Genomic DNA, 25777 nt, shown 5'->3' on the forward strand with positions numbered 1-25777 from the left:
CTGTGCGAATCTTAACTCAGACATAATATGTCAAACGACAAGAAGGCAGAGACATGGAATTAAATGAACTTTCAATAAAATTAGCGTCTTTTGAAACTGAGGGTGCTAACTTTGAGTCTTTCTTGATTGCCAATCCAGGTGAGCAAGATGTTTTACAAGTCATTGTTGATGGAAATGACGAGCTTCCAATTTTTGTTACGCAAACACAAGAGCAGCTACTATGTATTAGCTACTTGTTTGACGAAGATGAAGTAAAGAGTGAATTACGCAACGAGTTAAACGAAACATTATTACGTTTAAACGTGCCAATTCCACTGAGTGCATTTGCTAAGATCGATAATAAATATGCGATTTTTGGTGCACTGTCGGTAAATTCATCATTAGATGATGTTACCCACGAACTAGTGACATTAGCTGATAACGCTATAGATGCACTAGAAGCCGTAACCATTTATTTAAACGATTAATAGCTAGCTATTTTACGTGGAGTTAAGATTATGAGTATTTTAAAAAAATTATTTACAGCAGTACGTGGTGGCGCGCGTGAAGCAGGCGAAGCAATTGTGGATGCCAATGGTATTCGCATTTTTGAGCAAGAAATCGCCGATGCACAAAATGCACTGCACCGCGCTAAAAAAAGCTTAACAGAAGTAATGGCTAAAGAAATGCAAACCAAGCGTAAAATCAGCGCGGTAGATGCATCAATTGCAGAGCACGAAGCGTATGCAGGCCAAGCACTTGAAAAAGGTAATGAGGCGTTAGCGTTAGAAATTGCTGAGAAAATTGGTGATTTTGAAGCTGAAAAGGCTGAAAACGAACAAGTATTAGCGGGCTTTAGCAACCATATTGTAACTTTAAAGCAGCAAGTAAAAGATGCTGAAAAATCAATTAAAGAGAACCAGCGTCAGCTTACTATGGTTAAAACCACAGAAAGTGTTCAGCAAGCAACTATGGCTGTAAATAGCACGTTGAACACCAATAGCTCATCTATGACATCGGCTCGTCAGTCACTTGAGCGTATTAAGCAACGTCAGCAAGATCGTAGTGATCAGCTAGGAGCTGCCAAAGAGCTTGAGGCTGATGTTAACGGCGATGACTTAAAAGCAAAAATGGCTGAAGCCGGAATTGGTGACAGCAGTCCAAAAAGTGCAGATATTCTAGCGCGTATTAAAGCTAAGCAAAACGGCTAACGCGATATTACGATTATTAAAAAGGTAACCGAGCAATGTTTGGTTACCTTTTTTGCTTATGAGGCAGTCTATGTTTAACTTCTTTAAATCAAAAAAAGTCCCTGAACGTCAATTAAATCATCCAAGTGAACTGAGAGTCGGTGATATGTTTACCGTAATTGATTCGTTTGCTTACCCAAGTTGGCTAAAAGGGCAAACGCTGCGTGTTACGGATGTACAAACGTATCAATATCAGCATAGTGCTGACTATGAGCTAGTACTTGAAAGTGATGCTGGTAAAGTTATATTTTTGCAAATTGAGCGCAGTGATGGTGAAGAGTGGGCTAATTTTTCAATAAAAATTCAGCGCGATGAAGTGGACGAAATTTTCACCCTTGATGAATTTGCGCGTATTTTTGATGAAGAACAGTTAACTTTTATTGAAGTGAAAAATACTCCAGAACGTTATATGCAGTTTTTAGGTAACAGCTACCAACAAACTGAAACCCCGTTTGTGTGTTATTTCCATAATAAAGATTATCGTAATCAAGCACTGCCTCAGTATGAGCAAGAAGGTGGTGAGCCGTGTGAAATGATCTGCCTCGAATCAAGTGATGAAAGCCATGGTCTTAATATTGAAATTTGGGACGGTGGGGAAACGGAAGTGTCACTTACTTTAACTCGCCCTATCACTGATATAGTCGATCTGTTTCCTGGAGATGCGCAGTGAGCGATGCTAAAGATAAGTGGTTACGCCAAGAGCAAGCCGTAAGAGCGACGCAAATGGCATTTGACCTTAGCAGTGAAGTGCAAAAGTCGATAAAAAAACAAGCCATTGATCAAGAGCTCACGCCATCGGATATGATCCGCAAAATCTTAGGTTTAGATGTAAAGTCAAAAAAAACACGACAACGATTATCATTTAATTTAAATGATGACGAAATAGCGCAATTGGCTAGCCGATTTGCAGTTGCAGTAGATGATAAAAGAGCGGTAAAGCAACAGGTGGCAGAGCTACTCATTAAGCATACAAAAAAGGCTAAGTAAGCTTTTTGCCTTCTTTATGCAAAATACTTACACTGGGGTTATTATTTTCTAAAGAAGTGCTGCTGTGAATATTATATTGATTGCTTACTTACTTATGTTTGCTTTATTTGGCACGGCGGCAAGTTACTTTGTGCGTTTTATATATGCTTATTGGGTACAGAAAAAAATGCCACTGGAATACATTTTTAAGGCCGGCGTGTGTATTTTTATGGTGGTGATTATTTCGGTGTTAATATCATTATTTTATTAACACCGAAACCAGCTGCTACCGGTAATTAACGGTTTTACATTGGTTATCAATACACAAAGAGTGTACTTCAAGCACTGGCGAGCACTCATTTACTCCACGTTGTGCATTATTTTGTTGCTCTTGTTGAGTTATTTTTTGCGCTAATTGCTCGGTGTGCTCTTGAGAGTTGTTTAATGTTGAATATACAACATACTTACTGGGCCCCCCACAGGCACGAGAGCCCACACCTAACACCTTACATTGATAACTCGCCGTGCAGCTTTTGTTATTTATAAGCTCGCTTAGCTGGGTGTTTAAAGCCGAGACGTTAGCGTTTTGGGTTGCACTTGGTGTTAGTGTACTGCTGCAACCGCTAAGCAGCATACTCATAGTAGCGCCGACTGCTAATAATTTAATTACGGATAACAAACCACTCATAATCGAATCCTTAAAATACACTTACCGCAGAGCCTTCAAGTTTAACACATTTATTTTCAACACACTGAGTATTGGGTGCAGTTAAATGTTGGCAAATACTGATCATCCCTTTTTGCGCATTGAAAGTGCTTTCAAGCAAAGTAATGGTATCACTTAAAGCTGATACCTGTTCTTGCGATGCACTTTGAGTAGAGTACACAATATAATCACTTGGTCCACCACAGGCACGGCTACCAACTGCATTTACTTTACACTGCGAGCTAGTTGCACATTGCTTATCAGCTATGAGGCTGTTTAGTTTGTTTTTTGCCGCCTTAATATCATCAAGTGACACCTCTTTTGTAGCATCAATAGGTAATTGCTGTGCGCCTTTATGCTCCACTTTTGTTTGTGGTAGCGTTTGCTGCGAAATAGGTGTAGAGGTATTTTCTGCCGCATTAGTTTTAGTTTGTTCAGCTTTAGTTGAGGTTGTTTCTAGGCACGCTGTTAAACAAAGCGGTAAAAGTAGAGCGAGTAATAAAGTACGCATGGTCGTTCCCAAGAGTGATGAATTATTCATCACTATCATACACGGTGCATTTATTACGGCAATAAAAACTCTACTATCAATATATTAAAGCGTTATTTTACATTAATCCACCTTGGGTTAATTTAGCTGGGTTAAGTAGTTTTTCTAACTCTGAGCGAGATAGCCCGGTTTCTTGCTCAGCTACATCAATAATTGGGCGGGCTTGTTGGTAAGCCTGTTTGGCAATGTTTGCTGCTTTTTCATAGCCAATCACAGGGTTGAGTGCCGTCACTAAAATTGGGTTTTTAGTTAATGCTTTGTCAATTTGGGTTTGATTAACTTTAAAGCTAGCAATTGCTTTATCTGCTAATGCCTGCGCGCTGTTAGCAAGTATTTCTGTACTTTGCAGAATATTATAAGCAATTACCGGGAGCATTACGTTAAGCTCAAAGTTACCAGCTTGGCCTGCTACTGTAATTGTTGCGTCGTTACCGATTACTTGCGCACTAGCCATTGCCGCAGCTTCTGGGATCACCGGGTTTACTTTGCCTGGCATAATTGATGATCCGGGTTGTAATGCTTCAAGCTCTATCTCGGCAAGTCCTGCGAGCGGCCCTGAGTTCATCCAACGTAAATCGTTGGCTATTTTCATTTGCGCAACGCCATAGACTTTCAATTGCCCAGATAAAGCAACAATCGCGTCTTGCGAGCCAATATTATAAAAAAAGTTATCACTGGGGGTAAATTGAATCTCTACCTTTTCACTTAGTGTTTGAGCAAATAGCGCTGCAAATTGCGGGTCGGCATTAATACCCGTTCCTACTGCTGTACCACCTTGTGCTAGCTTGCATACACGCTTTAAAGCATCTTCAATACCGCTGGCTGCATGCATTACCTGCGATTGCCATGCGCTGAGTGTTTGCTCAAAGGTCACTGGCATGGCATCCATTAAATGTGTGCGTCCGGTTTTGACTATATGGCCAATGTCTGCTTTTTTTTGCTCTAAGGCGTCTATTAAGTTTGCTAATGCGGGCAGTAATTTTTTCTTAACGCTTATTGCGCTACTTAAAGCAATGGCCGTGGGAATGACGTCATTCGAGCTTTGCCCCATATTTACATCGTCGTTTGGGTGAATAGCTTGGTTGGCGTGTTTTGAGGCTAAACTTGCAATGACCTCATTAGCATTCATATTTGAGCTAGTGCCTGAGCCAGTTTGAAAAACATCAACGGGGAAGTGCTCATAATGCTTGCCATCAATAATTTCTTGGCAGGCATGGTCGATTGCGTTTGCCTTGGTTTTATCTAAATGGCCTAATTTTAGATTAGCTAGCGCAGCTGCTTGCTTTATATATGCTAAGGCAATAATAAACTGCTGAGGCATAGTGAGGCTGCTAATCGTAAAGTTATTAATGGCGCGTTGGGTTTGTGCTTTATAAAGTGCATCTTTAGGGACGTTGAGTGTGCCCATGCTATCTGATTCTGTTCTAAAGTTACTCATGAGTACTCCTAAAAAGAGAATGTGCGACATTAAACTGCGCAATATAAAAAGATATGGTGCTGTTATTGTTATTTACAACGGTATAGTCAAAAATGAAAATGTGGCCTGTTTCATATTTACTTTCATGGTTAATTTATTCACGACAAAATAGCTGAAATTTGTTCTACTACTGTGCATTGATTTGTAATTTAGGTGCATCAACATGACCAAACCATTCTCGCAAGCCTGTGAAAATAATAAAAAACCCATATTTGAAGTGTTAAAACCTACTTTGAAAAATGCAGCATCGGTACTCGAAATAGGCTCAGGGACTGGTCAGCACAGTGTTTTTTTTGCCCAACAATTACCACATTTACAATGGTATACCAGCGATCGTGAGGTTAACCATCAAGGAATAAAGCTGTGGCATGACGAGGTGCAACTTGCAAATTTGCATTCGCCTTTATTGCTTGATCTTAACGAGGCTTGGCCAGTGGGCAAGGTTGATGCAATTTATACAGCAAATACCTTTCACATAGTGAGCTGGGAATTAATTACGCGTTTTTTTGCCGCGGTAAAACTGCATTTGAACGGGCAAGGAATTGTATGTGTGTATGGGCCTTTTAAATATAAAGGGGAATTTACTAGTTCCAGTAATAACGAGTTTAATAGTTTATTGCAAAGTCGCGATCCTCTCAGTGGTATTCGCGATTTTGAAGCGGTTGCGCAACTAGCTAAAGATGCGGGGCTTTCGTTGGTGAGTGATAATGCCATGCCAGCTAATAATCAATTACTCGTTTTTAAACGGCAATAGTGTAGTGCATTGCTGTTTATAAATATGTATATGCTGGCGTTCGCGTTTTAAGTAGTCGCTAATCGCATTATTAAACTCAGGATGAATAATGTGATGGGTTGAGAAAGTGGTAACAGGTTGAAAACCACGTGCTATTTTATGCTCCCCTTGTGCGCCAGCATTAACACAGTGAATATTATGCTTAATCGCGTATTCAATTCCTTGGTAATAACACAGCTCAAAGTGAAGTGAATCAACGTCTTCACTGGCACCCCAATAGCGGCCATAAAGAGTGTTTTCGCCAATTAAGCTTAATGTTGCAGCAATCACTTGTTGGTTTTTTTTGGCTAGCATAATGAGTAATTTGTCAGCCATTAAAGCCTGTAACAAACCAAAAAACTCACTGTTTAAATAGCCTAAATGGCCCGAACGTTTCAAGTAAGTTCGTTGATAAAACTCACAAAAAAGCTCCATAGTGGCGGTGGTAATTTGCTCGCCTTTAAGCCATTCAATACTGATGTTTTGCTCTGTAATTTTAGCGCGTTCTTTTTTGACGGCTTTGCGTTTACGGGCATTAAAGGTTTTTAGAAAGTCGTCAAAATCTTTAAAGTTGTTGTTGAACCATTGAAACTGCACGCCGGTTCTTAGCATGGCACCTGCATCATTAAGCGCTGTGGCTTGCGTTTTATCGCAAAAGTTTACGTGCCAGCCTGACCATGCTTGTTCTTTACTGTGAATATTAAGTTGCTCTGTTATGTATTGATACACTAACTTTGGGTTGCTATGCGCAATACTTATTCTTTGCCCTTCAATGGGGCTAAAGGGAATTGCGCATAACCATTTAGGGTAATAATCTAGGCCATTATTTTCATAAGCCTCAGCCCATGCCCAATCAAATACATATTCTCCATAGGAGTGTTCTTTTAAATAACCTGGGGCAAGCGCAATGAGTATATCGTCCTCATAAATAGCTAAGTGATGGGGTTGCCAACCTGTTTGAGCGCTTACGCATTGGCTTTGCTCTAATGCATATAAAAAAGCATGCTGAGTAAAAGGTTCATTGCCAAAAAAACAGTGCCACTGTGTTGCATCAATTTGATCGATGCTATTAAACCATTGGTGTGAAAAGTAACTCATAATGACAGGCCTAATTTATATGTTGAGTTTAAAGGGTAAAAGAGTTGTTATTAAAATACGCGGCGTGTTTTTCATTTGTTCTTTCAGTGCTAAGGTAGAAAGTCTATGAGCTTATCGCGTTTAAGTGTTTTTGCAAGATATTGATTAACAATACTATTACTGGCTGAGCGCTTTGTTAACAAATAATAATAACAGGATATAGTCATGAGTTCTTACACTACTGAGTTTGATGGTTGGATTAGATCTGAGTTTGTTATCTTAAACTCTCAATTAGAGCAGTTATATTGGCAACAAGCCGATAAGGCGAATGTAGAAGGCGTGGGTGATAATTTAAAGCAGGCATTGAAAGAGCAGGGCAATGCATTTATCAGTAATTTATTGGCCGAGGGTAATACTGATGAGGGGTTTGATAGTGCATTCGATTTGCTTGGTAATGTTGGTTTGTTTATGGCGGCTTGTCGTCGGCATGAAATTACAGAGCCAAGCAGAGAAAGTACTTCACCGTTGATAGAGGCATCGGCACTTGCTATGCACATTGGCGCTTCTATTGGAGTAACGCCTCGTTTTGCCACCGCGCATTTAACCACCCATAATAAAGCCATTAATGGTACCTATAAACGCTTTACAAATCTTGATGATGAAGCCCTTTTTTTAGATTACAACACCCAAGGCATTTTAGCGTATAAGCGCTCGAGCGATGCGTTATTAAAGATATTGCCCTTGGGTATTTCTCACCCCGTTACAGCCGAACTACTTGAGGTGGTTAAAAAGGCATTAATGGATGTAATAGCGTCGAATAATGCCTTGTACACACAACTAGACACCAAGCGCTTTTTTAATTGCGTGCGCCCGTATTACAAGCCATACAGAGTAGGAAAAGAAGTTTATCGTGGTGCAAATGCAGGCGATTTTGCCGGTATTAATGTTATCGATATGCTGCTAGGGCTTTGCAGTGCCAATGAGCCGAGTTACTCACAAATGCTGGTGGATAAGTTTTTATATATGATGCCAGAGGATCAACAAATACTGCGTGAAGCCATGCGTATGCAAAGCTTAATGGATGACTTTTTAGAGGCTGAGCAATATAAACACACAGCGTGGTTTAAAAAAAATGGCAAACTATTTATTCAAGTGTGTAAATTACATGGCAACACCGCTATCGGTCATCATAATCAGCTGGTAGAAAAGTTTATTGCTCAGCCATCACAGCACATGCAGCAACAGCATATGAGTAAAGTAACCGCCAGTGGACCTCCTTTACCGGTACTGCTCGATTCATTAGCTAAGTTAAGAGATAGGCGCGCAGCGGCTAAGCGTGACGATATTAATACGCGTTTTGATGATTTAAACACGCTAAAACAGTGGATTAATTAATATGGCTAAAAATGATTTTTGTATGCCACAGGGTTGTTATTTATTAAGCCACTCTGTTGGCCGCCCATTAAAAACGAGCTTAGAAAATGCCACTGAACACTTTTTTACTCCTTGGCAAGAAAGTGTAAAAGAGCCATGGCAACAGTGGCTGCCTGCTGTTACGCAGTTTACTGATGCATTAGGGCAGCTGTTTAATGCTCCCAGTGAGCAATTTTGCCCTCAGGTTAATTTATCCAGTGGTTTAACTAAATTGGTGATGTCACACCCTATATTTAATAAACCACAGTGTACGGTATTAATGGCGCAGGCTGATTTTCCCAGTATGGGGTTTGTAATGCAAAAAGCACTGCCTGACTGTGCAAAAATACGCTACATCCCTGAGGATGAAGACTTGAGTGATATACAAGTATGGCAGCGTTATTTAACTTCAGAGATTGATGGGGTATTTGTTAGCCATGTTTATTCAAATACCGGGGTGCAAGCGCCCATAAGCGATATTGTGGCGCTGAGTAAAGTCACGAATACACTCTCAATTATTGATGTGGCGCAATCTGCAGGTGTGATCCCATTAGATTTAACGATGTTAAATGCTGATTTTATGATTGGCTCAAGTGTTAAGTGGCTATGCGGCGGTCCTGGAGCTGCTTATTTATGGGTAAATCCAAAGCAAATAACACAGTGCGAACCAAAAGATGTTGGCTGGTTTTCACATCAAAACCCCTTTGAGTTTGATATTTCGCATTTTGAATATCACCCTAAAGCGCTTAAGTTTTGGGGCGGTACGCCCTCGGTACTTCCTTATATTATTGCCGCTCATAGTATTGAATCCATTGTTGAATTTGGCGTTGAGCAAGTGAGATTGCACAACTTGATGTTACTTGAGTTAATTCAGCAGCAATTGGGCGCTTTTTTAATATCACCTAGCGCTAAAGAGCAATGTAGCGGTACCGCTATTTTAGATTTTGCTGAGCATCAGCAGATTGTATTAGCAGCCCTAGAAGCCACAAAAATAAGCGTAGATGTGCGAAAACTTGGTATGCGTGTTTCACCGCATATTTATAATACGTCGTCAGAAATACAAACCTTAATAGATACCGTAAAAAATGTGCTTAAGGCTGCTGACTAAGCTGTTGCTTTTTTTGAATAAGTGCTGTTATTTGCTGTTGCGCTTGCTTTATTTGCGGATCAAATTTTTGTTTAAGTGCCGCCGTTTCAGTGGCAATCGCATCTGCAATTGAGCGGGCCCCTAAGCGATTTGCTTTATCTTGGGTAATGTAATCGATTTGCTGTTTTTTTTCTGTGTATTGTTGTTGGTATTGTTTAATTTTAAGTTCAAGCTGCTTAATATCGCGCTCTATTTGCTGCACTTCAAGATAGTCTGCAACAGAAGTATCGGCAAGTTGTGTGTTTTCATGTGATGTATTCGTTTGCATGATGTTGACGTTTGTAAGTGTGATCACTTGAGCGTCTTTTGCACAAGGGGTTTGACTAAAAGTAGCTACTCCTTTAATGATGCATTTATAAACGGTCACTTCATTTGCAGCGTTAACACTGCAGGTACTCAAACAACACAGTAGTAATAGTCGCTTTGCCATGGTTAAACCTAAGCTGGTTTAAAGTGCCATTTATAATGCACTAAGTTGTAAGAGCTTACAATTTGTTTAATTTATTAACGTGCGCTAAATTTTAGGCACAAAAAAACCACAACTAAGTGGCTTATAATTAGTAATGGTGGAGAGGGAGGGATTCGAACCCTCGATAGAGCTACAAACTCTATACTCCCTTAGCAGGGGAGCTCCTTCGGCCACTCGGACACCTCTCCGACGCATTATTCAGCATGCTATCAATCGGAAAAAACCAATTAATACAAATAAGTGGTGGAGAGATAGGGATTTGAACCCTAGAGGGGCTATAAACCCCTGCCGGTTTTCAAGACCGGTGCATTCGACCACTCTGCCATCTCTCCACGTCGTGATGCAGGATAATACTTAGGAGAGTTGCCTGTGTAAATAGCAAAAAGATCGTTTGCTTAAAAAGCGAGCGTAAATAAGGTTTTTTTTATAAATTATGGAAGTTTAAGATGATTTTGTAACTCTGAAGGGGTTTGCAGCAAACAAGTGGAGCTAAAGAAGGGATGTTCTTCAGTGGTTGGGTGTTTGCTGCAACAATACAAAAATCATGGTTGGTGATTATTTGTATTGAATGGCACTGCCAAGTGCTAATTTTTTTCCGTAACGGTTAAGTTTAGCTAACATTTTCGCTTTGCGATTAGTTGGTTTAACTGCAACGTGAGTTGTGGCTGTTTGATTTAATGTATTAATTGGGGTCATTGTATTCGCTCCAAGGTTGTGTCTGTTGAAAACATGTACATTTTGCCCGTGGGCTGGTTAAAAATAAAGCGATAAAAATTACTGGTGAAGTATTAGTTTTTTTAATCCGAAAGGTTTTTTAACTTACTATATTAATGACTATTTTTTTAAAATTGTATATTTATTCATTTTAATAATTGGCTATATTGCTTTTATATGGGTGTTTTTCGATTATTTTAATTTTAATTTGTTTATAAAAAGAATTTTTTGAATAGTTATTCAGATTAAATTATTTTGTATTTATTAGGTTTTATTTTGCTTTGCTCAAAGATTTAACATGCTATTTATAGCTGGTTAATTATTTGTCAGAGAAGAGCATTAAATAAATTATAAAAAATAGTGTTGCGGAGTGTTTAAATTATAAAAAAAGTGCCTAGGTTACTAGGCACTTTGGAGTTAGTAGCGTATTTAAGCGCTTCTAACTGGGGATTGAACCGCCTCAGGGATATAAAACTTAAAAGAGGTGGTTTTAATGGGTTGCAATTAGGGCTTATAAACATTAGCTCGTACGATATTTTAAGCCATATAAGACAAGTGAAGATTTTATTTTTTACTATAAAGCCACAAAATGGCTCTGCACAGCAAGAGCAGATCCGCTCAACATACTATTATTTGAGTTAAATGGTGCTGGTGGGGGTAAAAACGCAAAATGCGGCATAGCTTAAAAGCACATGCCGCAAAGGGAGATTAATGTCAATGTAGCGTATTATTCTATTAGTGCTGCTGTTTTATAGTGAATAACTCATAGCCTTTTAATGCAGGCACTTGTGCAGCAAGTTGGGTTTCTTGTTGTGCGATTTCAACAAAGTCATCACACAGTGTATTTGCACGTTGCTCAAGTTTTTTTGTATGGTGCGCTACTTTTTCTTCTATTTGTGTACCCATATTTTCCATGCGCTCTTCAAACGCTTGCATGTCGCCACCTGAACCCATTAGCTCAGAGCCTAAGGCCACTAAAATGCTGCCCATTGATTGCATCACGGCCGACTCAACGGCCGTTTCTATTTGTTGTTCAAACTGCTGTTCAAAGTTTTCACCAAACTGAGTAAAGCTTTGCTGGCCCATTACAAATGCACCCTGCTGATAAAATGTACCCTCTACTTCTTGTTGAATATCGTCCATTAAAGTTGAAATGTTATCGAGACCATCAATATTAAATGCATTGGCGACTTCTTTTAATGCAACGCCTGCAATTTTAACTCCATCAAGTGCAATATTAGCTACCTCAGGTAATTTTGCGCGTAAATTATCGGTGTAGTCGAGCAATGCTTGGTGCTGTGTACTATTTAATGCTATGTGTTCGCCATTGATGGACAACTTACCTTGGGTAGTAAATAACATACGCTGATCAGCGTTTGTAAAAATTTCCAATTCATTTGGCTTGATGCGTACATCATTTTTAAACTCAACTTTACACTCGTCGTTACTAAATGAAATTGAGGCGCTGTTATCGTTATGAGCCATTACGACGGGGCTGCACATAATTGCGCTAACTAATAATAATTCTTTCATGTTTATTCTCTGTTTTTTGTTGATGATAATTAACTTATAACAAATTTGGTGCCAATAGTTTTTAGTATTTAAAAACAGTGAGTTGTGGTTTTAAAGGTGCTTTGAAGCTGAAAGCACAGTCATTTAAAAAGCTAAAATTTGGTCAAAATAACCAATAATTAAATACTAATAAGTAAAATTTATCGATACGATAAAAAACTCTCACTTTCCACAATTCAAATTTAGCGCTACTTATTCACAATACTGACACAGAGACTATTTAAGATAGCGATGTGGCTTTATTTTGACGTAAATTTGTACAGTAAATTTATGTCGAACATTTTAATTTCACCAATTATCGCGATACAAGTATCCGTGATTGGTCTCAAACACTTTATGGAGTGGGTTGTGGGTAAGACATTTAGTTATGATGCGCTAGATGATGATTTTGTTGAAGACGAATACGAAATGGTCGGGCGTAATCAACACGACAAGAAAAAGCAAAAGGTAAAAAGAAAGTTAGAGGATTACCTGGAGCAAAAACGTTTGCGTAAAAACCTAGGTGAAGATGACTTAAACGATTACATTGATTGAGCTAGTATAAATTGATACCAACATATTGGTTTTATATAGTTGGTAATAAAGAGGCTTTAAGCCTCTTTATAATTTTTAGTCGCAAACTTTAGCGGCCAGCAATGCTTTTTTAATCACTTTTTCCAGCTTTTCAGGTTTAGTAAAAGGTGCGTAGCGTTTAATTGGTGCGCCGTCTGCGGCAATCAAAAACTTGGTAAAGTTCCACTTAATTTTTCGTGTTAAAAATCCGGGTAATACAGATTTTAAATAGCGAACACCGCCATTACTTTTTTGTTAATTTAAAACTAAAAATAGCCCCATGCCAGCCAGTGTAGTTAGATAAATATTATGCGTTTTATAAGCAACTATAATCGCCACTATCGCTGCACTAAGGTAAGGATTTTGCCAGTTTAGATTAATGCCTTCGTCATTTATAAATACAATTGGCACCCAAATAGCGGTTAAAACAGCGGGCGCACTGAAGCTTAAAAATTGCTGCATTTTAGGCCCTACTTTAAATGGTAGAGCGCGATGTAAAAATAAATAGCGGGTAAAAAAAGTAATACACGCCATAAGTAAAATAGTTATCATCATTACTTGGCGTCCTTATTTTTTGTTATTCTGGTAACAGTATAGCCTGCGCTCATTGCTAATAGCGCTGAGCATACTAACCACAGCTCAAAGCCTGTACTTTTAAATAGGGTGGCACTTATGCCTGCTACGATAACAGTGACAAGTGTGGCTAAGTTTTTTATTCCTGGGATCACTAAAGCAATAAAGGTTGCAGCAATTGCAAAATCGAGCCCTAAATTGGTGAGATCTGGCAGCATAGTACCGGCAATAATACCGATAAGAGTCCAAATATTCCACGCAATATAAAAGCTAAAACCTGCGCTCAGTGCGTAAATTAAACGCGTTTTAGTACGATAGGCGCGAGGGTGGTGCGAAAAGGCAAATAGCTCATCGGTCAACACAAAGCTGACAGGTAAGCGCCAGCGCATGGGCTGTTCAATTACTTTATGGCGTACTGCCAAACCATATAAAAAATGGCGAGAGCTAATAATAAATGTAGTAAACAAAATAGTGAGTAGTGGCGTGTTGCCTGCTATCAACTCAATCGCAACCAGTTGCGCTGAACCTGCAAATACCAGTAGCGACATGGCTTGAGTTTCAAACGGGCTAAAGCCATTTTGTATGGCTAATGAGCCACATAAGATGCCCCAAGGGATAACCGCCAAGCACAATGGCAACATATCTAAAAAGCCTTTTAATAATGGTTTTTTAATTGACTGCATGTGTTTTACTCTGTGTGACGGTAGAAAGACTCATTAGGATACCTTAAAATGCTAAAATAGTTAGCGTTTTAGATGATACTGTTTTTTTTAGGGAAGGTGCAATGTTCAAAGTAAAAGTATGGGATGGTTTTTTAAGAAGCTTTCATTGGTTATTAGTGCTGAGTATTGCCGTACTTTATTTTAGTATAGAAGAGGGCATGATAGAGCTTCATTTTTTAGCAGGTTTTTTTACTTTAGCGCTTATCTCAACGCGGGTTATATGGGGCCTCATAGGCAGCAAAACCGCTAAAATAAAAGCATTACTGTATTCCCCTAAAACGGTATTTACTTATTTTAGGGGCGATAAACTAGATGATGTGGGTCATTCTGCGTCTGGTAGTTATATGGTGTTGCTCTTTTTTGTATTAATTATTACCCAGTTAGTTAGTGGCCTGATGAGCAGTGATGGCATTTTAACTGACGGCCCATTAGCACAGTATGTATCGAGTGATACCATTGATTTTACCAATTGGTTACACCGTAGCAATTTTGATATTTTGTTTTATGCGATTATTTTACACGTTGTGGCTATTATTGCTTATAAGATAAAGGGCAAGCCTTTAGTTAAAGCCATGATCACCGGCAATAAAACACTAACAACGCAAAGCTCAGAGCCAAATACCAAGTCGCCATGGCTTGCATGGGGTATTTTTATTATTTTACTGGTTATATTAATGACTACGTGGGGAAGTGAGCATTTACGTTATTTATTGAGTTAAAAAATGGCGCTAATGCAGCGCCATTTTTATTTAATACACAGTGTTATTAGTCTTTAAATTGCGTGTGGCAATCTTTGCAGCCTTTAGCCCATGCGCCAAATGCTTTACCAATAATTGCTTTATCGCCAGATTGAGCTGCAATAGCTAGTTCATCAGCATATTGTTGAAATGCCGTCGCTTTTTTCATAAAGGTATCGTTTTCTGACCATACAGCCGGTAATGCCGATGTATCACCTTTGTCGGTACCTGTATAAAATGCTTCCCATGGCATTTTTGCAAGTGCTGCGGCATTGTTTGCACGTTGTTTAAATTGTTCAGCATCAAACGGTATTTTGCCTTTCATCATGGCGCCCATGTCGCCAATTTGTACTGAAAGCATAGAAAATGCAGCTTGGCGGTATTTAATTGCATCACTTGGCTCTTTAAATGCCGAATTTGCAGATACGCTTAGCGCGCATGTTGACAGTAATGCCCCAATAAATATTTGCTTTAATTTCACTCTATCTTACTCCTGTAACGGTTATTTGATTATCTTTGTATATTAGTTAGTTTTTAAATTAAGCTCAGATATTCGGCTTAATCGTTTATATCAATATCAGCAAATATCATCCCTCGGCGCATGCTGCGGGTTGCTAAAAATACCTCGCCTAGTAGTGACATAAACGCGCAAATCAGCAATGCCATGGCGCCGACAAAACAGCTGCCAATGGTGACACCTAAATTTATTGACTGAATGTGTGATAAAAACAACAACATAACTACGGCACATACTAGCAGCGCGCTGAGCACACTTAAGCTAAATGCAATGTGTATAAAGCGAGAACGTTTAAGCAGAGCTCTCAGCTCGGTAGTCAAAGATAAGTTAAACTCTTCATCCGTACTGACTTTTAATTTACGCTCTAGTTGTCTTGCTCTGTCTGTAATACGTGCTAAACGGTTTGATAAAACCCCCAGTGTTGCGGCAATACCGGTAATTAAAAAAACGGGTGCAACCGCTGTTTGGATGACCTTAGCCATGGTTAAAATATTAATTACGTCGTTGTTCATTATTTTCTCAAAATCTTTTATTTACAAACTTTTACAATTTATCATTTGTTGATTTTAATTTTAAAATCAACTGCTTAATAGGTTTTCTTGATAGCCCCTATCTTTTTTGTAACTTAAATGTAGCAATAACGTTGCTTAAGCAAAGGTTAACGATTTATATTAGCCAGCATTATTAAATAAAAATTAATCATTACAATAATACATAACCTATCCTAGGGGAAACAATGTCTAAAAATATAATTAAAAGAACAGCAATCGCTACCGCTGTATCAAGTGCATTTGTGGCAACGCTTGCCAATGCAGTGACTTTACCAAACGCGACAATTAACCATAAACAAGCAGAGCGAGTAAATGAGCTTGTAGCTGAAAAAAAAGCACCTTCTTCACATATGATTGTTTTAAGAGCAAATACAGCTGTTGATGCGGTTGCAGCCGGTACTTATCAGGTATCAAGTAATAGAGAAATAACAGCACAAGTTGAGCAGTTACAAAATACGATGGCTGTAGAACTAAGTAACTTAGATTTTAATGCAAAAGTAATAGGCAATACTAAAATATTAGCGCCTACCTTAATTGTTCAGGCTACACCAGAGGCTTTGGCCGAAATAGCAAAAGATCCGCGCGTTGCTAAAGTGTTGCCTATGTTTGACCGTGAACTGCATGTTGCAGCAAGCGCTGATTATATTAATGCTAAACCACTTATTACTGATGGTATTGTAAGCGGTAAAGGTCAACGTGTTGCAGTACTTGACACCGGTATCGATTACACACACAAAGCATTTGGTGGTGAAGGCACTGTTGCAGCATATTTAGCAGCGCAGTCTGACCCTACATCCGTTTCATGGCCACAAGGTATTGTGCAAGGCGGTTATGACTTTATTCGTGATGATGCGGATCCAATTGAAAATGATGCCGCTAATTCGCCATCAACAGGCGATCCAACAAACCACGGTACATCTTCTGCAAACTCAGTAAATGGTATTGCACCCGAGGTTGAATTATACGCATATTCAGTATGTGGCGGCGGTTGTCCTGGCGATGCACAAGCGGCGGCTCTTGAAGCTGCAATGGATCCTAATGGCGACGGTGATATTTCAGACCGTGTTGATGTGATGAACATGTCATTGGGTGGTGAGTTTGGTGACACTTACACTGGCGGTGGTACACAATATTTAATTCAACGTGCGGTTGAATTAGGTGTAAATATGGTTATTTCTGCTGGTAATGATGGTGATAACCCATTCCGTATTGGTGGCCCAAGCACAACACCTAATGCACTATCTGTTGGCGCTATGACTCATCCAACAACTGAAATTGGTGTTGCAACAGGTACTGTTGCGGGTGTTGAAGGTAACATTCAGCCATCAGGTTTTGGTCCTCAAGAGGCATATACTATTTCGGGTGCCGATATTGACTTAGTTTACCCTGAAGCAAATCAGAATGGTTGTGATGCGTTCGCTGCGGAAGTAGATTTTACTGGTAAAGCAGTATTAATTGACCGAGGTGCATGTGACTTTACGGATAAAGTCTTACATGCTCAGGCTAATGGTGCTGAATTTGTAATGATTGCTAACAACGTCGATGATGGTACACCTGCATCTATGGGTGGTTTTGATGCAGCCGTTACTATTAAAAATGTAGGTATTAATTTTGCGGCAGGTGAGGCTTTAAAGGCACAGTTAGCGGCAGGTGGTCCGGCTACATTTAATATTAGCGTTGAATTTAAAGAGACAATAGGAGCGGTTGCAACATTCTCATCTCGTGGTCCTTCAATGGATGGTTTATTAAAACCAGAAATTACAGCGCCAGGCACAAGTATTGATGTGGCTGCTGCAGGTACACAAACAGGCACAACCCCAGTATCGGGCACCTCTTTTTCTGGCCCAATTACAGCCGGTGCTGTTGCAATGATTCGTGAAGCACACCCAGATCGCAACGCGTTTGAGATTAAAGCAACTATTATGAATGCGGCTAATTTAAACGTAACCAATGAGCCACTCGCTATTAACCCTGATTCAGAGCTTGCACCTATTAGTATGATAGGAGCGGGTTTAGTTGATGTGGCGAAGGCAGTTAATTTACCAGTTGCAGCATGGGTTCACAATGGTGAGTTTAATACTAAGCAAGCAGCTCTTTCTTATGGTTTAGTGAGCCTAGCGGAAACGGGTTCAATTACTAAAACCGTAACCGTTAAAAACTTTTCTGCAGATGCAAAAACTTACAATCTTCGAACCGAAGCGCGTTATCAAAATGACATCGATACAGGTGCGGTTAGCTGGGATTTCCCTGACTCTATAACTGTTCCTGCCGGTCAAGTGATTAATTTTGATATTACGATGACGGTTGATCCAAGTAAACTACCTGCATGGGAGCTAGAAAACCCATTTAGCGCCGAAGAAATTGCAGCAAGAAGCGCAGCGCTAACATCTGTTGAGTTTGATGGTGCATTAGTATTTAATGATACATCTACAGATAGCGACCACGATTTACACCTTGTATATCACGCCATGCCAAAAGCTGCGACTGAGCTGAGTTACTCACCTGAAATTGTTAATAACGAAGTTGCATTGGTTATTGAAAATACGGGTCAAACAGAGATTACACCGCAAGCTGAGAGCATAATTGCAACAGGTACTGAAAAATCAATTGAAGATGCTGAGTTTAATATTCTTTCTACTACCTTTTCAGCATTTAACTCTGAAGTTTGTGATTCGGGTATATTTATTACTTCTTCAATTCAATTACGTGACCCGCTAACGCATACCTTCCAAGCAGGTTACAGATTGGAAATTGACACTGATAATGACGGTGTATCCGATCAGTTAATGCAAAACTATAACGATAGAGGCCGTACAACAGCATTTCCTGGACGAAGCCGAACGGTTATTGGTACCACAGATGGTGCAGGTAATGATTCATTAATGTGGGTAACTCCGCTTTATCATTCAGCGGGTGAAGATACAATTACATTCTCTGGTTGCTCTGAGCTAATGAATATCGATGAGTCGCTTATTGATGAGCCAATGAACTTTAAGGTATCTGTAGGTTATCCTGGCTATCAAACGGGTGTTTTCAGTGAAACAGACAGCGTAACAGGTTCAACAGTGTTTGGTGTACAGCCTGCTGTGCAAATTACTTCGCTTGAAACGGGTGAAGCTATTACTTCAATCAAACCAGGTGAGAAAGCGGTTGTTTCTGCAAGTGGACCTTTTGCACTATCGCAAGATTCAGGCACTAACATTATTAAAGTAATGGCCAGTGAAGACTTAGAGCTCCCTGCTGTTGAAGCGCCAAAGCTTGTTGGTGGTGAATTTAGTGTTTCTGAAGATGCAGCGAACGGAACGGTTGTTGGTACGTTTACTATTGAAGAGTCAGCGTTGGATTTAGCTGTTTCAGAGTACTACGTACAATCAAATACAAACCTTGGCTTTGCTGTTGATGCTGAAGGTCAAATTGTGGTTGCAGATACCACTTTATTAGCGGGTGATACATCGGCTGAAATAGACGTTGTTGCCATTGATGTGCGTGGTAATGTATCAGAGCCTGCGACGGTTACTATCAGTATCACAAAAGTAGTACCACCACCGGTTGTAACACCAGAGCCTGTTAAGAAAAGCTCTTCAGGTTCACTAGCTTGGTTAACATTATTAGTGGCGCCATTTGCATTTATGCGTCGCCGTAAGCAAAAGTAATTTAATCTCTTATATGTTAATTAAAGGGAGCTTCGGCTCCCTTTTTACATAGCTTCACAAACTAAATTCCCGAAGTATTAAATATTCGGTATATTTGATAAAAATAAAAACAACAGAGATTTTAATCTAATGAAACATACTCCATTTATTCTTACCTTTATATCGTTAGCTATTTTAGGGGGATGTAATCAAACGCCTGACGTAGAGCAATTAGCGGTGACTAAAAGTGCGGCTTCTCAAGCCTCAGTAATACCACCAATGGCTAAAAAAATACCACATGAAATGATGATACATGGTGATACTCGCACAGATAATTATTACTGGATGCGTGATGATGAGCGAAAAGATCCTGAGGTTATTAGTTACCTAGAGGCTGAAAATACTTATACCGATGCAATGCTTGCGCACACAAAAGCGTTGCAAGCGTCATTATTTGCAGAGCTTAAAGGACGCATTCAAAAAGATGATGATTCTGTGCCAGTTAAAAAAGGAACGTTTTATTATTTTTCTCAAACTCGTGGTGACAATGAATACCCAACCTATTTACGCAGCGATGATTTTTCAGGCACCAATTCTCAAGTTATTTTAGATGTAAATGAATTGGCTAAAGGCCATGACTATTTTGCGGTGAGTGGTTTAAATGTCAGTCCAAATACGCAATTAATGGCTTACGGTGAAGACACATTGAGCCGCCGTGTTTACACCATTAAAGTGAAAGATTTAAGTTCAGGAAAATTATTAGCAGATACTTTAGAAGGCACCAGCGGCAGTGTTGTTTGGGCTAATGATAATACGACCTTGTATTACATTAAAAAAGACTCACAAACGTTACTCGGTTATCAAGTGTTTCGTCATACTTTAGGGACGTCTCAGTCAGAAGATGAGCTTGTTTATGAAGAAGCCGACAGTAGCTATTATACGGGAATTAGTAAAAGTAAAGATGGTTCACAAATATACATATGGCACAGCAGCACTAATGCTTCAGGCGTGTCGTTAATTAACGCAGACGAACCAAAAGCAGTGCCAAAACGTTTGGTTGAACGCCAAGCAAATCATGAGTACAGCATAGCTAAGCTCAAAGACACCTATTACATTGTGACTAATTTAAATGCCGTAAACTTTCAGCTAATGAAAGCGACGCAAGAGCAGGTGCATAATAAAGCGAACTGGCAAACGGTGATCCCTGCTCGCGATGATGTAAAACTCGAAGGGATTGATTTATTTAACGACTATTTGGTTTATCAGCAGCGAGAAATGGGGCAATCAACATTGATTGCTCGTCACTTAAAAACAGGTAAAGAATTACCGCTAAGTTTTAACGACAGTGCTTACACTGTCAGTGCTTACGGTAATAATGAAATAAACAGTGATACGTTGCGTGTTTATTATACTAGCATGACAACGCCGGGCTCATCGTACGATGTTAACTTAGCTACGGGTGATAAAACATTACTCAAGCAGCAAAAAGTATTGGGTGATTTCAGTGCTGACAACTACGCATCTGAGCGACTGTTTGTAACAGCTCGTGATGGAGTAAAAGTCCCTGTTAGCTTAGTCTATCGTAAAGACATGTTTAAAAAAGATGGCACTAACCCGTTGCTGCAATACGCATACGGCTCCTATGGTGCAACAATGGATCCTACATTTTCTAGTGCGCGTTTAAGCTTACTTGACCGAGGCTTTGTATTTGCCATTGCGCATATTCGTGGTTCGCAAATGCTGGGCCGCCCTTGGTATGATGCAGGTAAATTACTGACTAAAAAGAATACCTTTAACGATTTTGTTGATGTTACTAAATCCTGACGAATCCCCACAAAATAAAAATTAATGGTAGACTCTCATGATTATTTGTGATCAAATTTTTTCACTATAAAAAAACTCACTCATAATCATGAAAGCCACCGAAATATTACACAAAGATATTGCCATTGCCTACCCTGAAATTCATAAAACACGTTTAAATACAGTCTTTACGTTTGTTAACTCAGGCTTGCGTGACCAGCGCGTTACTGTCACTTACCTAGGCCGCGGATTAAAATCATTTTCTAATACCGATAAAAAACATGATATTAAACGCGCAGACCGTTTGATTGGTAATGCTAACCTGCATCAAGAACGTCTTTGTTTCTATGAACATATGACCGAATGCTTAGTAGGCCAGCAACAACACCCACTTATTATCGTTGACTGGTCACCTATTAATGGCGGCGAAATATTTCAAGTGCTCAGGGCAAGCATACCAATGGGGGGAAGAGCGTTAACGCTCTATGAAAAAGTGTATCCTGAAAGCGAATTAAATACCGAAGCGGCTCATCAACACTTACTCGATAGCTTGGCACAGTGTTTACCTGCAGATTGTCAGCCTATTATTTTATCTGATGCTATTTTTAGAACGCCATGGTTTAAAGCCATAGAAGATAAAGGCTGGTATTGGCTTGGGCGCGTCAGAGGCAATGTGACCTTATCTAGCGACCTTGAGACATGGCGAAATTGTAAATCATGGTTTGAGCAAGCAACAGATAAACCACACCTTCTGACACAGATTTACTACGGAAAAACAGTTCGTTTCGCGTGCCAAGGTGTTTTGTTTAGAGGGAAAAACAAGGGACGTAAAAAAATCAAAAAACGGGGTGGGCAATCTCAATGTACAACGGTTAAATACCAACAACAAAAGGCCAAAGAGCCTTGGCTACTTGTGTTTAATTTACCTACACAATTTACAGATAAGCCTCAACGGATTGTGACTTTATATAAACAACGTATGCAAATAGAAGAAAGTTTCAGAGACACTAAGAATGCAAAACTTGGCATTAGTTTAGCCTTTGCAAATTCAAGAAGCGCAGAAAGGTTTGATAATTTATTGCTCATAGCGGCGTTAATGTTGTTTGTCTTATGGTGCATAGGGTACACCGTGTCGGCACAACAAGGGGATGCGGCATTACAAGCGAATACAGAGAAAAAACGACGAGTATTGTCCTATATTTATCTTGGCAAAGAAGTGGTTGATGATCCTAGGTATGAGCCTGATGGGCAGTTCATTATTTATGTGTATAGCCAGTTGTCACTTCTGACTATACAAATTGATAATTTAGGCTAAATTCGTGGGGATCTCTCAGTACTAAATCATTAGTTGAACACGGGTATGGCGCTAAGGGGCAAATATTTGCTCAAGGTGGCAGTGCCGGCGGCTTGTTAATGGGGGCGGTGGCAAACCAAGCACCTGAACTTTATAAAGGCATGGTTGCGCAGGTGCCGTTTGTTGATGTAGTAACCACCATGTTAGATGAAAGTATTCCGCTAACAACCAACGAATACGGCGAGTGGGGTAATCCAAATGAAAAAGAGTACTATGATTACATGCTATCGTATTCACCGTATGATCAAGTGAGTAAACAAGATTACCCTAATATGTTAGTGACAACGGGCTTACATGATTCACAGGTGCAATACTTTGAGCCTGCAAAGTGGGTAGCCAAGCTTCGTGACTATAAAACTGATGATAATAAACTATTATTTAAAATTGATATGGAAGCGGGGCATGGTGGTGCATCAGGCCGCTTTAAGCGCTTAGAAGATGCCGCTCTCAATTACGCATTTATGCTTGATTTAGCCGGTATAAATAAATAATAGTAAGTGATTACATAGCAAGCGTAGCTTTATGCTGCGCTTTTTTTGTTTATACTGCTACATACTTAAGCTGCTTGGCATTGGGCTAAAATAGTAATAATCTATATTGCTTAGAACAACAGGAAGCATGTAATGGAAGAAAATCAAGAGGTTCAAATTATTAGCAAAGACGGTAGAACATGGGCTATGTTGTGTCACTTAAGTGCATTGGCAGGGTTTATTGTGCCATTTGGTTCAATATTAGGCCCGCTTATTATTTGGCTAATTAAAAAAGATGAGATGCCAATTGTTGATATACATGGCAAAAAAGCGCTTAATTTTCAGATCACTATGGCTATTGCCTACTTCGTTTGCTTTTTACTTGTTTTTGCTGTGATTGGTTTAATATTATTACCAATAGTGGTCATTTTTTCGTTTGTGATGATTATTATTGCCAGCGTTAAAGCTAACGATGGTAAGGAATTTAACTACCCCTTTAGTTTCAACCTGATAAAGTAACCACCTTGTTATTTAAGCTAAATAAAGTGCTTAAACCTAGCTAATTGCTGGGTTTATTTGTTAGCCAAAAGGGCATCATGCTGTATATCACCTTATTTTTTACCGCCTTTATTTCGGCTACATTATTACCTAGCTCTTCAGAAGTGTTAATGGCGGGCATTATCATGCAAGGTAACGCTAATTTATGGTTAATTTGGTTTGCAGCAACCTTAGGTAACGTACTGGGCAGTTGTGTTAACTATTGGCTCGGGACACAGGCGTTACGTTTTAAAGATAAAAAATGGTTTCCTGTATCCGAAAAAGGACTTAAAAAAGCCCAAAAACAATTTAATAAATATGGCGTATATAGCTTATTGTTTGCATGGCTGCCAATAATAGGTGACCCATTAACTGTTATTGGTGGCGTTTTTAAAGTTCGTTTTAGTACGTTTTTAATTCTGGTAACAATTGGTAAAGGGCTACGCTATTTACTGGTGGTAGCCCTCGCCGTTGGGTTATTTGTGCCAGTCGAGAGTCAGTGAAACTGAGTCGGCAAAGCGCAGTGCATGGGGTTTATCTACGCGTGCTTTGGCATAGTTCACGCTAGGATGAGAGTGGCAAACAGCAAGAATTTCAGCAACTAGCTTTTCCAACAATAAAAAGTGGCCTTGTTCTACTAAGCTAATAACCTCTTTAGTGATTACTTTATAGTTAAGTGCTTGATCCACTTCATCTGTTTCGCAGGCTTTAACAGCGGGGTAGTGAATTTCTAAATTGATCACCACATCTTGCTTTTTTTCACGTTCATCAGGGTTAAAGCCAATAAACGTGCGCAGCCGTAAATTAGTTACATTGATAATTGCGTTTGCCATACATTACCCTTTAATCAGCTGTAAAAACTCATTACGCGTTTTTGAGTCGGCTCTAAAGTTGCCTAGCATTACGGAAGTGCGCATACTTGAGTTTTGCTTTTCCACCCCGCGCATCATCATACACATATGTTTTGCTTCAACAATCACGCCCACACCTTTTGCGCCAGTAACTTCTTCTACTGCTTTGGCAATTTGATGGGTAAGTTGCTCTTGAATTTGAAAACGACGTGAGAACATATCAACAATACGGGCAAACTTAGATAAGCCCAACACTTTACCATCAGGAATATAAGCAATATGGCAACGGCCAATAAAAGGCAATAAATGATGTTCACACATAGAGTAAAGCTCTATATCTTGTATTAACACCATGTCATCAGCGTCAGAGGTGAACACTGCGTTGTTAGTGATTTCGTTAAGCGTTTGACGATACCCTTGAGTAAGGTACTCCATTGCTTTTGCTGCACGTTTAGGCGTGTCTAGCAATCCTTCGCGCTCGGCATCTTCACCCACTGCGGTTATAATTTTTTGGTAGCTTTCTTTTAATTCGTTATGCATAAGTTTCTCTGCTCGTTTAAGTGACTTACTTTAGGTGGCGACCACCATCAACAGGTAAAGCGCGGCCTGTGATGTAACGGCTATTAAGTAGTAGGTCAATACTATTGATAATTTCTTGGCATCCAGGTTCTATGCCCATTAATGATTTTTTTAATGTTTTCTCTCGATATTGCGCATCGTCATGCTGATTAAAAATAATGAGCGATGGAGCGACAGCGTTTACTTTTATTTTTGGTGCAAATTTAGCGCTAAATGATTTGGTTAAATTATCTAACGCGGCCTTACTGGCAGCATAAGCAAGGTGTTTAGGGCTGCCTGTTTCCACTACATAATCAGTGAGATGAATAATATCAGCTGGTAGATTAAATTTGTTTTGATAGTTCAGCAGTAAATCAGTGCAATGTAAGTTTACTAAATAAGGCGTTTTTGCATGAATACGCATCATATTATCAAACAACTGCTCAAATTGAGAGTTGTTCGCCTCACAATCCCAGCTAGATGCATTGTGAATAATTGCCTTGAGTGATTCTGTCTGTTGTTTAAGTAATGTAATAAAGGCATTGATACCTGCATCAGTACTGAAATCAGCATAAATGCAGGTAACCCCTTGCAGCTCTAGAGAGTCAACAGCCGCATGGCGGGTGCGATAAGTGATAATGACCGCTTGCCCTTGGGCTATAAAGTGCTGTGCAAGGGCAAGGCCTATACGCTGTCCCGCACCCGTAATTAAAATAGGGGGTGTCATAAAATAGTAAACTCTCTGTTGGCAAGCATTACGGCTAATAGTTAAATTTGAGCCGTTCATTTTTACGCTTATTTTACGTAATATATATACGGCTCGATCAG

The 25777-nt window shown here is 39.5% G+C and carries 28 protein-coding genes, 2 tRNA genes and 3 pseudogenes; 16 read left to right on the forward strand and 17 right to left on the reverse strand.

Features of this window, described 5'->3' with window-relative positions; genetic code table 11:
* The first annotated feature begins 53 nt into the window (after positions 1-53).
* From AC6H44_RS15625 to AC6H44_RS15645, 5 genes are all read left to right on the forward strand, one after another.
* Complete coding sequence (locus AC6H44_RS15625) at positions 54-467, forward strand: YjfI family protein (protein WP_500736621.1); 414 nt, start codon at positions 54-56, stop codon at positions 465-467.
* 30 nt (positions 468-497) lie between these two features.
* Positions 498-1190 carry a PspA/IM30 family protein gene (locus AC6H44_RS15630; protein ID WP_500736622.1) on the forward strand — a complete coding sequence of 231 codons (693 nt, stop codon included), beginning with the start codon at positions 498-500 and terminating at the stop codon, positions 1188-1190.
* 70 nt (positions 1191-1260) lie between these two features.
* Positions 1261-1899, forward strand: a complete 639-nt coding sequence (locus AC6H44_RS15635) for a hypothetical protein (protein WP_500736623.1) — start codon at positions 1261-1263, stop codon at positions 1897-1899.
* Entirely contained in the window at positions 1896-2216 is a 321-nt protein-coding gene (locus AC6H44_RS15640; RefSeq protein WP_500736624.1) for a hypothetical protein, read from the forward strand. Before AC6H44_RS15635 ends, AC6H44_RS15640 begins: the two co-directional genes overlap by 4 nt.
* Before the next feature lie 64 nt (positions 2217-2280).
* Entirely contained in the window at positions 2281-2466 is a 186-nt protein-coding gene (locus tag AC6H44_RS15645) for a hypothetical protein (RefSeq protein ID WP_500736626.1), read from the forward strand.
* Positions 2467-2481: 15 nt separating this feature from the next.
* Here the strand turns inward: AC6H44_RS15645 and AC6H44_RS15650 are convergent, their stop codons facing one another.
* The 3 genes from AC6H44_RS15650 to AC6H44_RS15660 all read right to left on the reverse strand — a co-directional run bounded on the left by AC6H44_RS15650 (position 2482) and on the right by AC6H44_RS15660 (position 4889).
* Positions 2482-2883: a hypothetical protein gene (locus AC6H44_RS15650; protein WP_500736627.1), complete on the reverse strand. Its 402-nt coding sequence runs from the start codon at positions 2881-2883 to the stop codon at positions 2482-2484.
* 10 nt (positions 2884-2893) lie between these two features.
* A complete protein-coding gene (locus AC6H44_RS15655; RefSeq protein WP_500736628.1) occupies positions 2894-3412 on the reverse strand; it encodes a hypothetical protein in 519 nt (172 codons plus the stop codon).
* Positions 3413-3509: 97 nt separating this feature from the next.
* Positions 3510-4889 (reverse strand): class II fumarate hydratase, encoded by a 1380-nt coding sequence (locus AC6H44_RS15660; protein WP_500736629.1) that lies wholly within the window; start codon positions 4887-4889, stop codon positions 3510-3512.
* Positions 4890-5091: 202 nt separating this feature from the next.
* Between AC6H44_RS15660 and AC6H44_RS15665 the strand changes: the two genes are divergently transcribed.
* Positions 5092-5682 (forward strand): DUF938 domain-containing protein, encoded by a 591-nt coding sequence (locus AC6H44_RS15665; RefSeq protein ID WP_500736631.1) that lies wholly within the window; start codon positions 5092-5094, stop codon positions 5680-5682.
* Here the strand turns inward: AC6H44_RS15665 and AC6H44_RS15670 are convergent.
* The gene (locus AC6H44_RS15670) at positions 5659-6798 is read right to left on the reverse strand and encodes a GNAT family N-acetyltransferase (protein ID WP_500736632.1); all 1140 of its coding nucleotides are present in this window, start codon (positions 6796-6798) and stop codon (positions 5659-5661) included. The genes AC6H44_RS15665 and AC6H44_RS15670 overlap by 24 nt on opposite strands.
* Before the next feature lie 204 nt (positions 6799-7002).
* Between AC6H44_RS15670 and AC6H44_RS15675 the strand changes: the two genes are divergently transcribed.
* Entirely contained in the window at positions 7003-8172 is a 1170-nt protein-coding gene (locus tag AC6H44_RS15675) for a PrnB family protein (protein ID WP_500736633.1), read from the forward strand.
* Position 8173: 1 nt separating this feature from the next.
* Entirely contained in the window at positions 8174-9298 is a 1125-nt protein-coding gene (locus AC6H44_RS15680; RefSeq protein WP_500736635.1) for an aminotransferase class V-fold PLP-dependent enzyme, read from the forward strand.
* Here AC6H44_RS15680 and AC6H44_RS15685 read toward each other — a convergent pair.
* The 5 genes from AC6H44_RS15685 to AC6H44_RS15705 form a co-directional block, all read right to left on the reverse strand.
* Positions 9282-9767 carry an RNA-binding protein gene (locus tag AC6H44_RS15685; RefSeq protein WP_500736637.1) on the reverse strand — a complete coding sequence of 162 codons (486 nt, stop codon included), beginning with the start codon at positions 9765-9767 and terminating at the stop codon, positions 9282-9284. The two genes, AC6H44_RS15680 and AC6H44_RS15685, sit on opposite strands and share 17 nt — an antisense overlap.
* Positions 9768-9901: 134 nt before the next feature.
* Positions 9902-9994, reverse strand: a tRNA-Ser gene (locus AC6H44_RS15690).
* Between the two features lie 53 nt (positions 9995-10047).
* Positions 10048-10138 (reverse strand) — tRNA-Ser (locus AC6H44_RS15695).
* Between the two features lie 223 nt (positions 10139-10361).
* Positions 10362-10502: a hypothetical protein gene (locus AC6H44_RS15700; RefSeq protein WP_500736638.1), complete on the reverse strand. Its 141-nt coding sequence runs from the start codon at positions 10500-10502 to the stop codon at positions 10362-10364.
* A gap of 753 nt (positions 10503-11255) precedes the next feature.
* Positions 11256-12053, reverse strand: a complete 798-nt coding sequence (locus AC6H44_RS15705; protein WP_500736639.1) for a YggN family protein — start codon at positions 12051-12053, stop codon at positions 11256-11258.
* 387 nt (positions 12054-12440) lie between these two features.
* Here AC6H44_RS15705 and AC6H44_RS15710 point away from each other — a divergent pair, with 387 nt between their 5' ends.
* The gene (locus AC6H44_RS15710) at positions 12441-12626 is read left to right on the forward strand and encodes a PA3496 family putative envelope integrity protein (RefSeq protein WP_008108975.1); all 186 of its coding nucleotides are present in this window, start codon (positions 12441-12443) and stop codon (positions 12624-12626) included.
* A gap of 75 nt (positions 12627-12701) precedes the next feature.
* On the opposite strand, the pseudogene AC6H44_RS15715 reads toward AC6H44_RS15710, so the two are convergent.
* From AC6H44_RS15715 to AC6H44_RS15725, 3 genes and pseudogenes are all read right to left on the reverse strand, one after another.
* A pseudogene (locus AC6H44_RS15715) lies at positions 12702-12878 on the reverse strand (glutathione peroxidase); the annotation flags it as partial.
* 21 nt (positions 12879-12899) lie between these two features.
* A complete protein-coding gene (locus AC6H44_RS15720; RefSeq protein WP_500736641.1) occupies positions 12900-13199 on the reverse strand; it encodes an AzlD domain-containing protein in 300 nt (99 codons plus the stop codon).
* Positions 13199-13900, reverse strand: a complete 702-nt coding sequence (locus AC6H44_RS15725) for an AzlC family ABC transporter permease (protein WP_500736642.1) — start codon at positions 13898-13900, stop codon at positions 13199-13201. Before AC6H44_RS15725 ends, AC6H44_RS15720 begins: the two co-directional genes overlap by 1 nt.
* Positions 13901-14001: 101 nt before the next feature.
* On the opposite strand from AC6H44_RS15725, the gene AC6H44_RS15730 reads away from it, so the two are divergent.
* Positions 14002-14658, forward strand: coding sequence for a cytochrome b/b6 domain-containing protein (locus AC6H44_RS15730; protein WP_500736644.1), 657 nt, complete (start codon positions 14002-14004; stop codon positions 14656-14658).
* A gap of 46 nt (positions 14659-14704) precedes the next feature.
* Here AC6H44_RS15730 and AC6H44_RS15735 read toward each other — a convergent pair whose 3' ends face one another.
* Entirely contained in the window at positions 14705-15157 is a 453-nt protein-coding gene (locus AC6H44_RS15735) for a c-type cytochrome (protein ID WP_500736646.1), read from the reverse strand.
* A gap of 77 nt (positions 15158-15234) precedes the next feature.
* The gene (locus AC6H44_RS15740; protein WP_500736647.1) at positions 15235-15705 is read right to left on the reverse strand and encodes a DUF2721 domain-containing protein; all 471 of its coding nucleotides are present in this window, start codon (positions 15703-15705) and stop codon (positions 15235-15237) included.
* A 224-nt stretch (positions 15706-15929) separates the two neighbouring features.
* Here AC6H44_RS15740 and AC6H44_RS15745 point away from each other — a divergent pair, with 224 nt between their 5' ends.
* The 6 genes and pseudogenes from AC6H44_RS15745 to AC6H44_RS15770 all read left to right on the forward strand — a co-directional run bounded on the left by AC6H44_RS15745 (position 15930) and on the right by AC6H44_RS15770 (position 24043).
* Positions 15930-19397 carry a S8 family serine peptidase gene (locus AC6H44_RS15745; protein WP_500736649.1) on the forward strand — a complete coding sequence of 1156 codons (3468 nt, stop codon included), beginning with the start codon at positions 15930-15932 and terminating at the stop codon, positions 19395-19397.
* Between the two features lie 129 nt (positions 19398-19526).
* Positions 19527-21197 (forward strand): annotated as a pseudogene (locus AC6H44_RS15750) (S9 family peptidase); the annotation flags it as partial.
* Positions 21198-21288: 91 nt separating this feature from the next.
* Positions 21289-22494 carry an IS4 family transposase gene (locus tag AC6H44_RS15755; protein ID WP_500735106.1) on the forward strand — a complete coding sequence of 402 codons (1206 nt, stop codon included), beginning with the start codon at positions 21289-21291 and terminating at the stop codon, positions 22492-22494.
* A 20-nt stretch (positions 22495-22514) separates the two neighbouring features.
* Positions 22515-23024: pseudogene (locus AC6H44_RS15760) on the forward strand (prolyl oligopeptidase family serine peptidase); the annotation flags it as partial.
* A 132-nt stretch (positions 23025-23156) separates the two neighbouring features.
* Entirely contained in the window at positions 23157-23522 is a 366-nt protein-coding gene (locus AC6H44_RS15765; protein ID WP_500736650.1) for a DUF4870 domain-containing protein, read from the forward strand.
* 77 nt (positions 23523-23599) lie between these two features.
* The gene (locus AC6H44_RS15770; RefSeq protein WP_500736652.1) at positions 23600-24043 is read left to right on the forward strand and encodes a YqaA family protein; all 444 of its coding nucleotides are present in this window, start codon (positions 23600-23602) and stop codon (positions 24041-24043) included.
* Here AC6H44_RS15770 and folX read toward each other — a convergent pair.
* The 3 genes from folX to folM are packed head-to-tail and all read right to left on the reverse strand — an operon-like array spanning position 24017 to position 25676.
* On the reverse strand, positions 24017-24373 hold the full coding sequence (gene folX / locus AC6H44_RS15775; protein ID WP_500736653.1) for a dihydroneopterin triphosphate 2'-epimerase: 357 nt from the start codon (positions 24371-24373) through the stop codon (positions 24017-24019). The two genes, AC6H44_RS15770 and folX, sit on opposite strands and share 27 nt — an antisense overlap.
* A 3-nt stretch (positions 24374-24376) precedes the next feature.
* Positions 24377-24931, reverse strand: coding sequence for a GTP cyclohydrolase I FolE (gene folE / locus AC6H44_RS15780; protein WP_500736655.1), 555 nt, complete (start codon positions 24929-24931; stop codon positions 24377-24379).
* A 25-nt stretch (positions 24932-24956) separates the two neighbouring features.
* Positions 24957-25676 (reverse strand): dihydromonapterin reductase, encoded by a 720-nt coding sequence (gene folM / locus AC6H44_RS15785; RefSeq protein WP_500736656.1) that lies wholly within the window; start codon positions 25674-25676, stop codon positions 24957-24959.
* Between the last annotated feature and the right edge of the window lie 101 nt (positions 25677-25777).

It is taken from the genome of Pseudoalteromonas sp. TAP-3C (assembly GCF_059888565.1).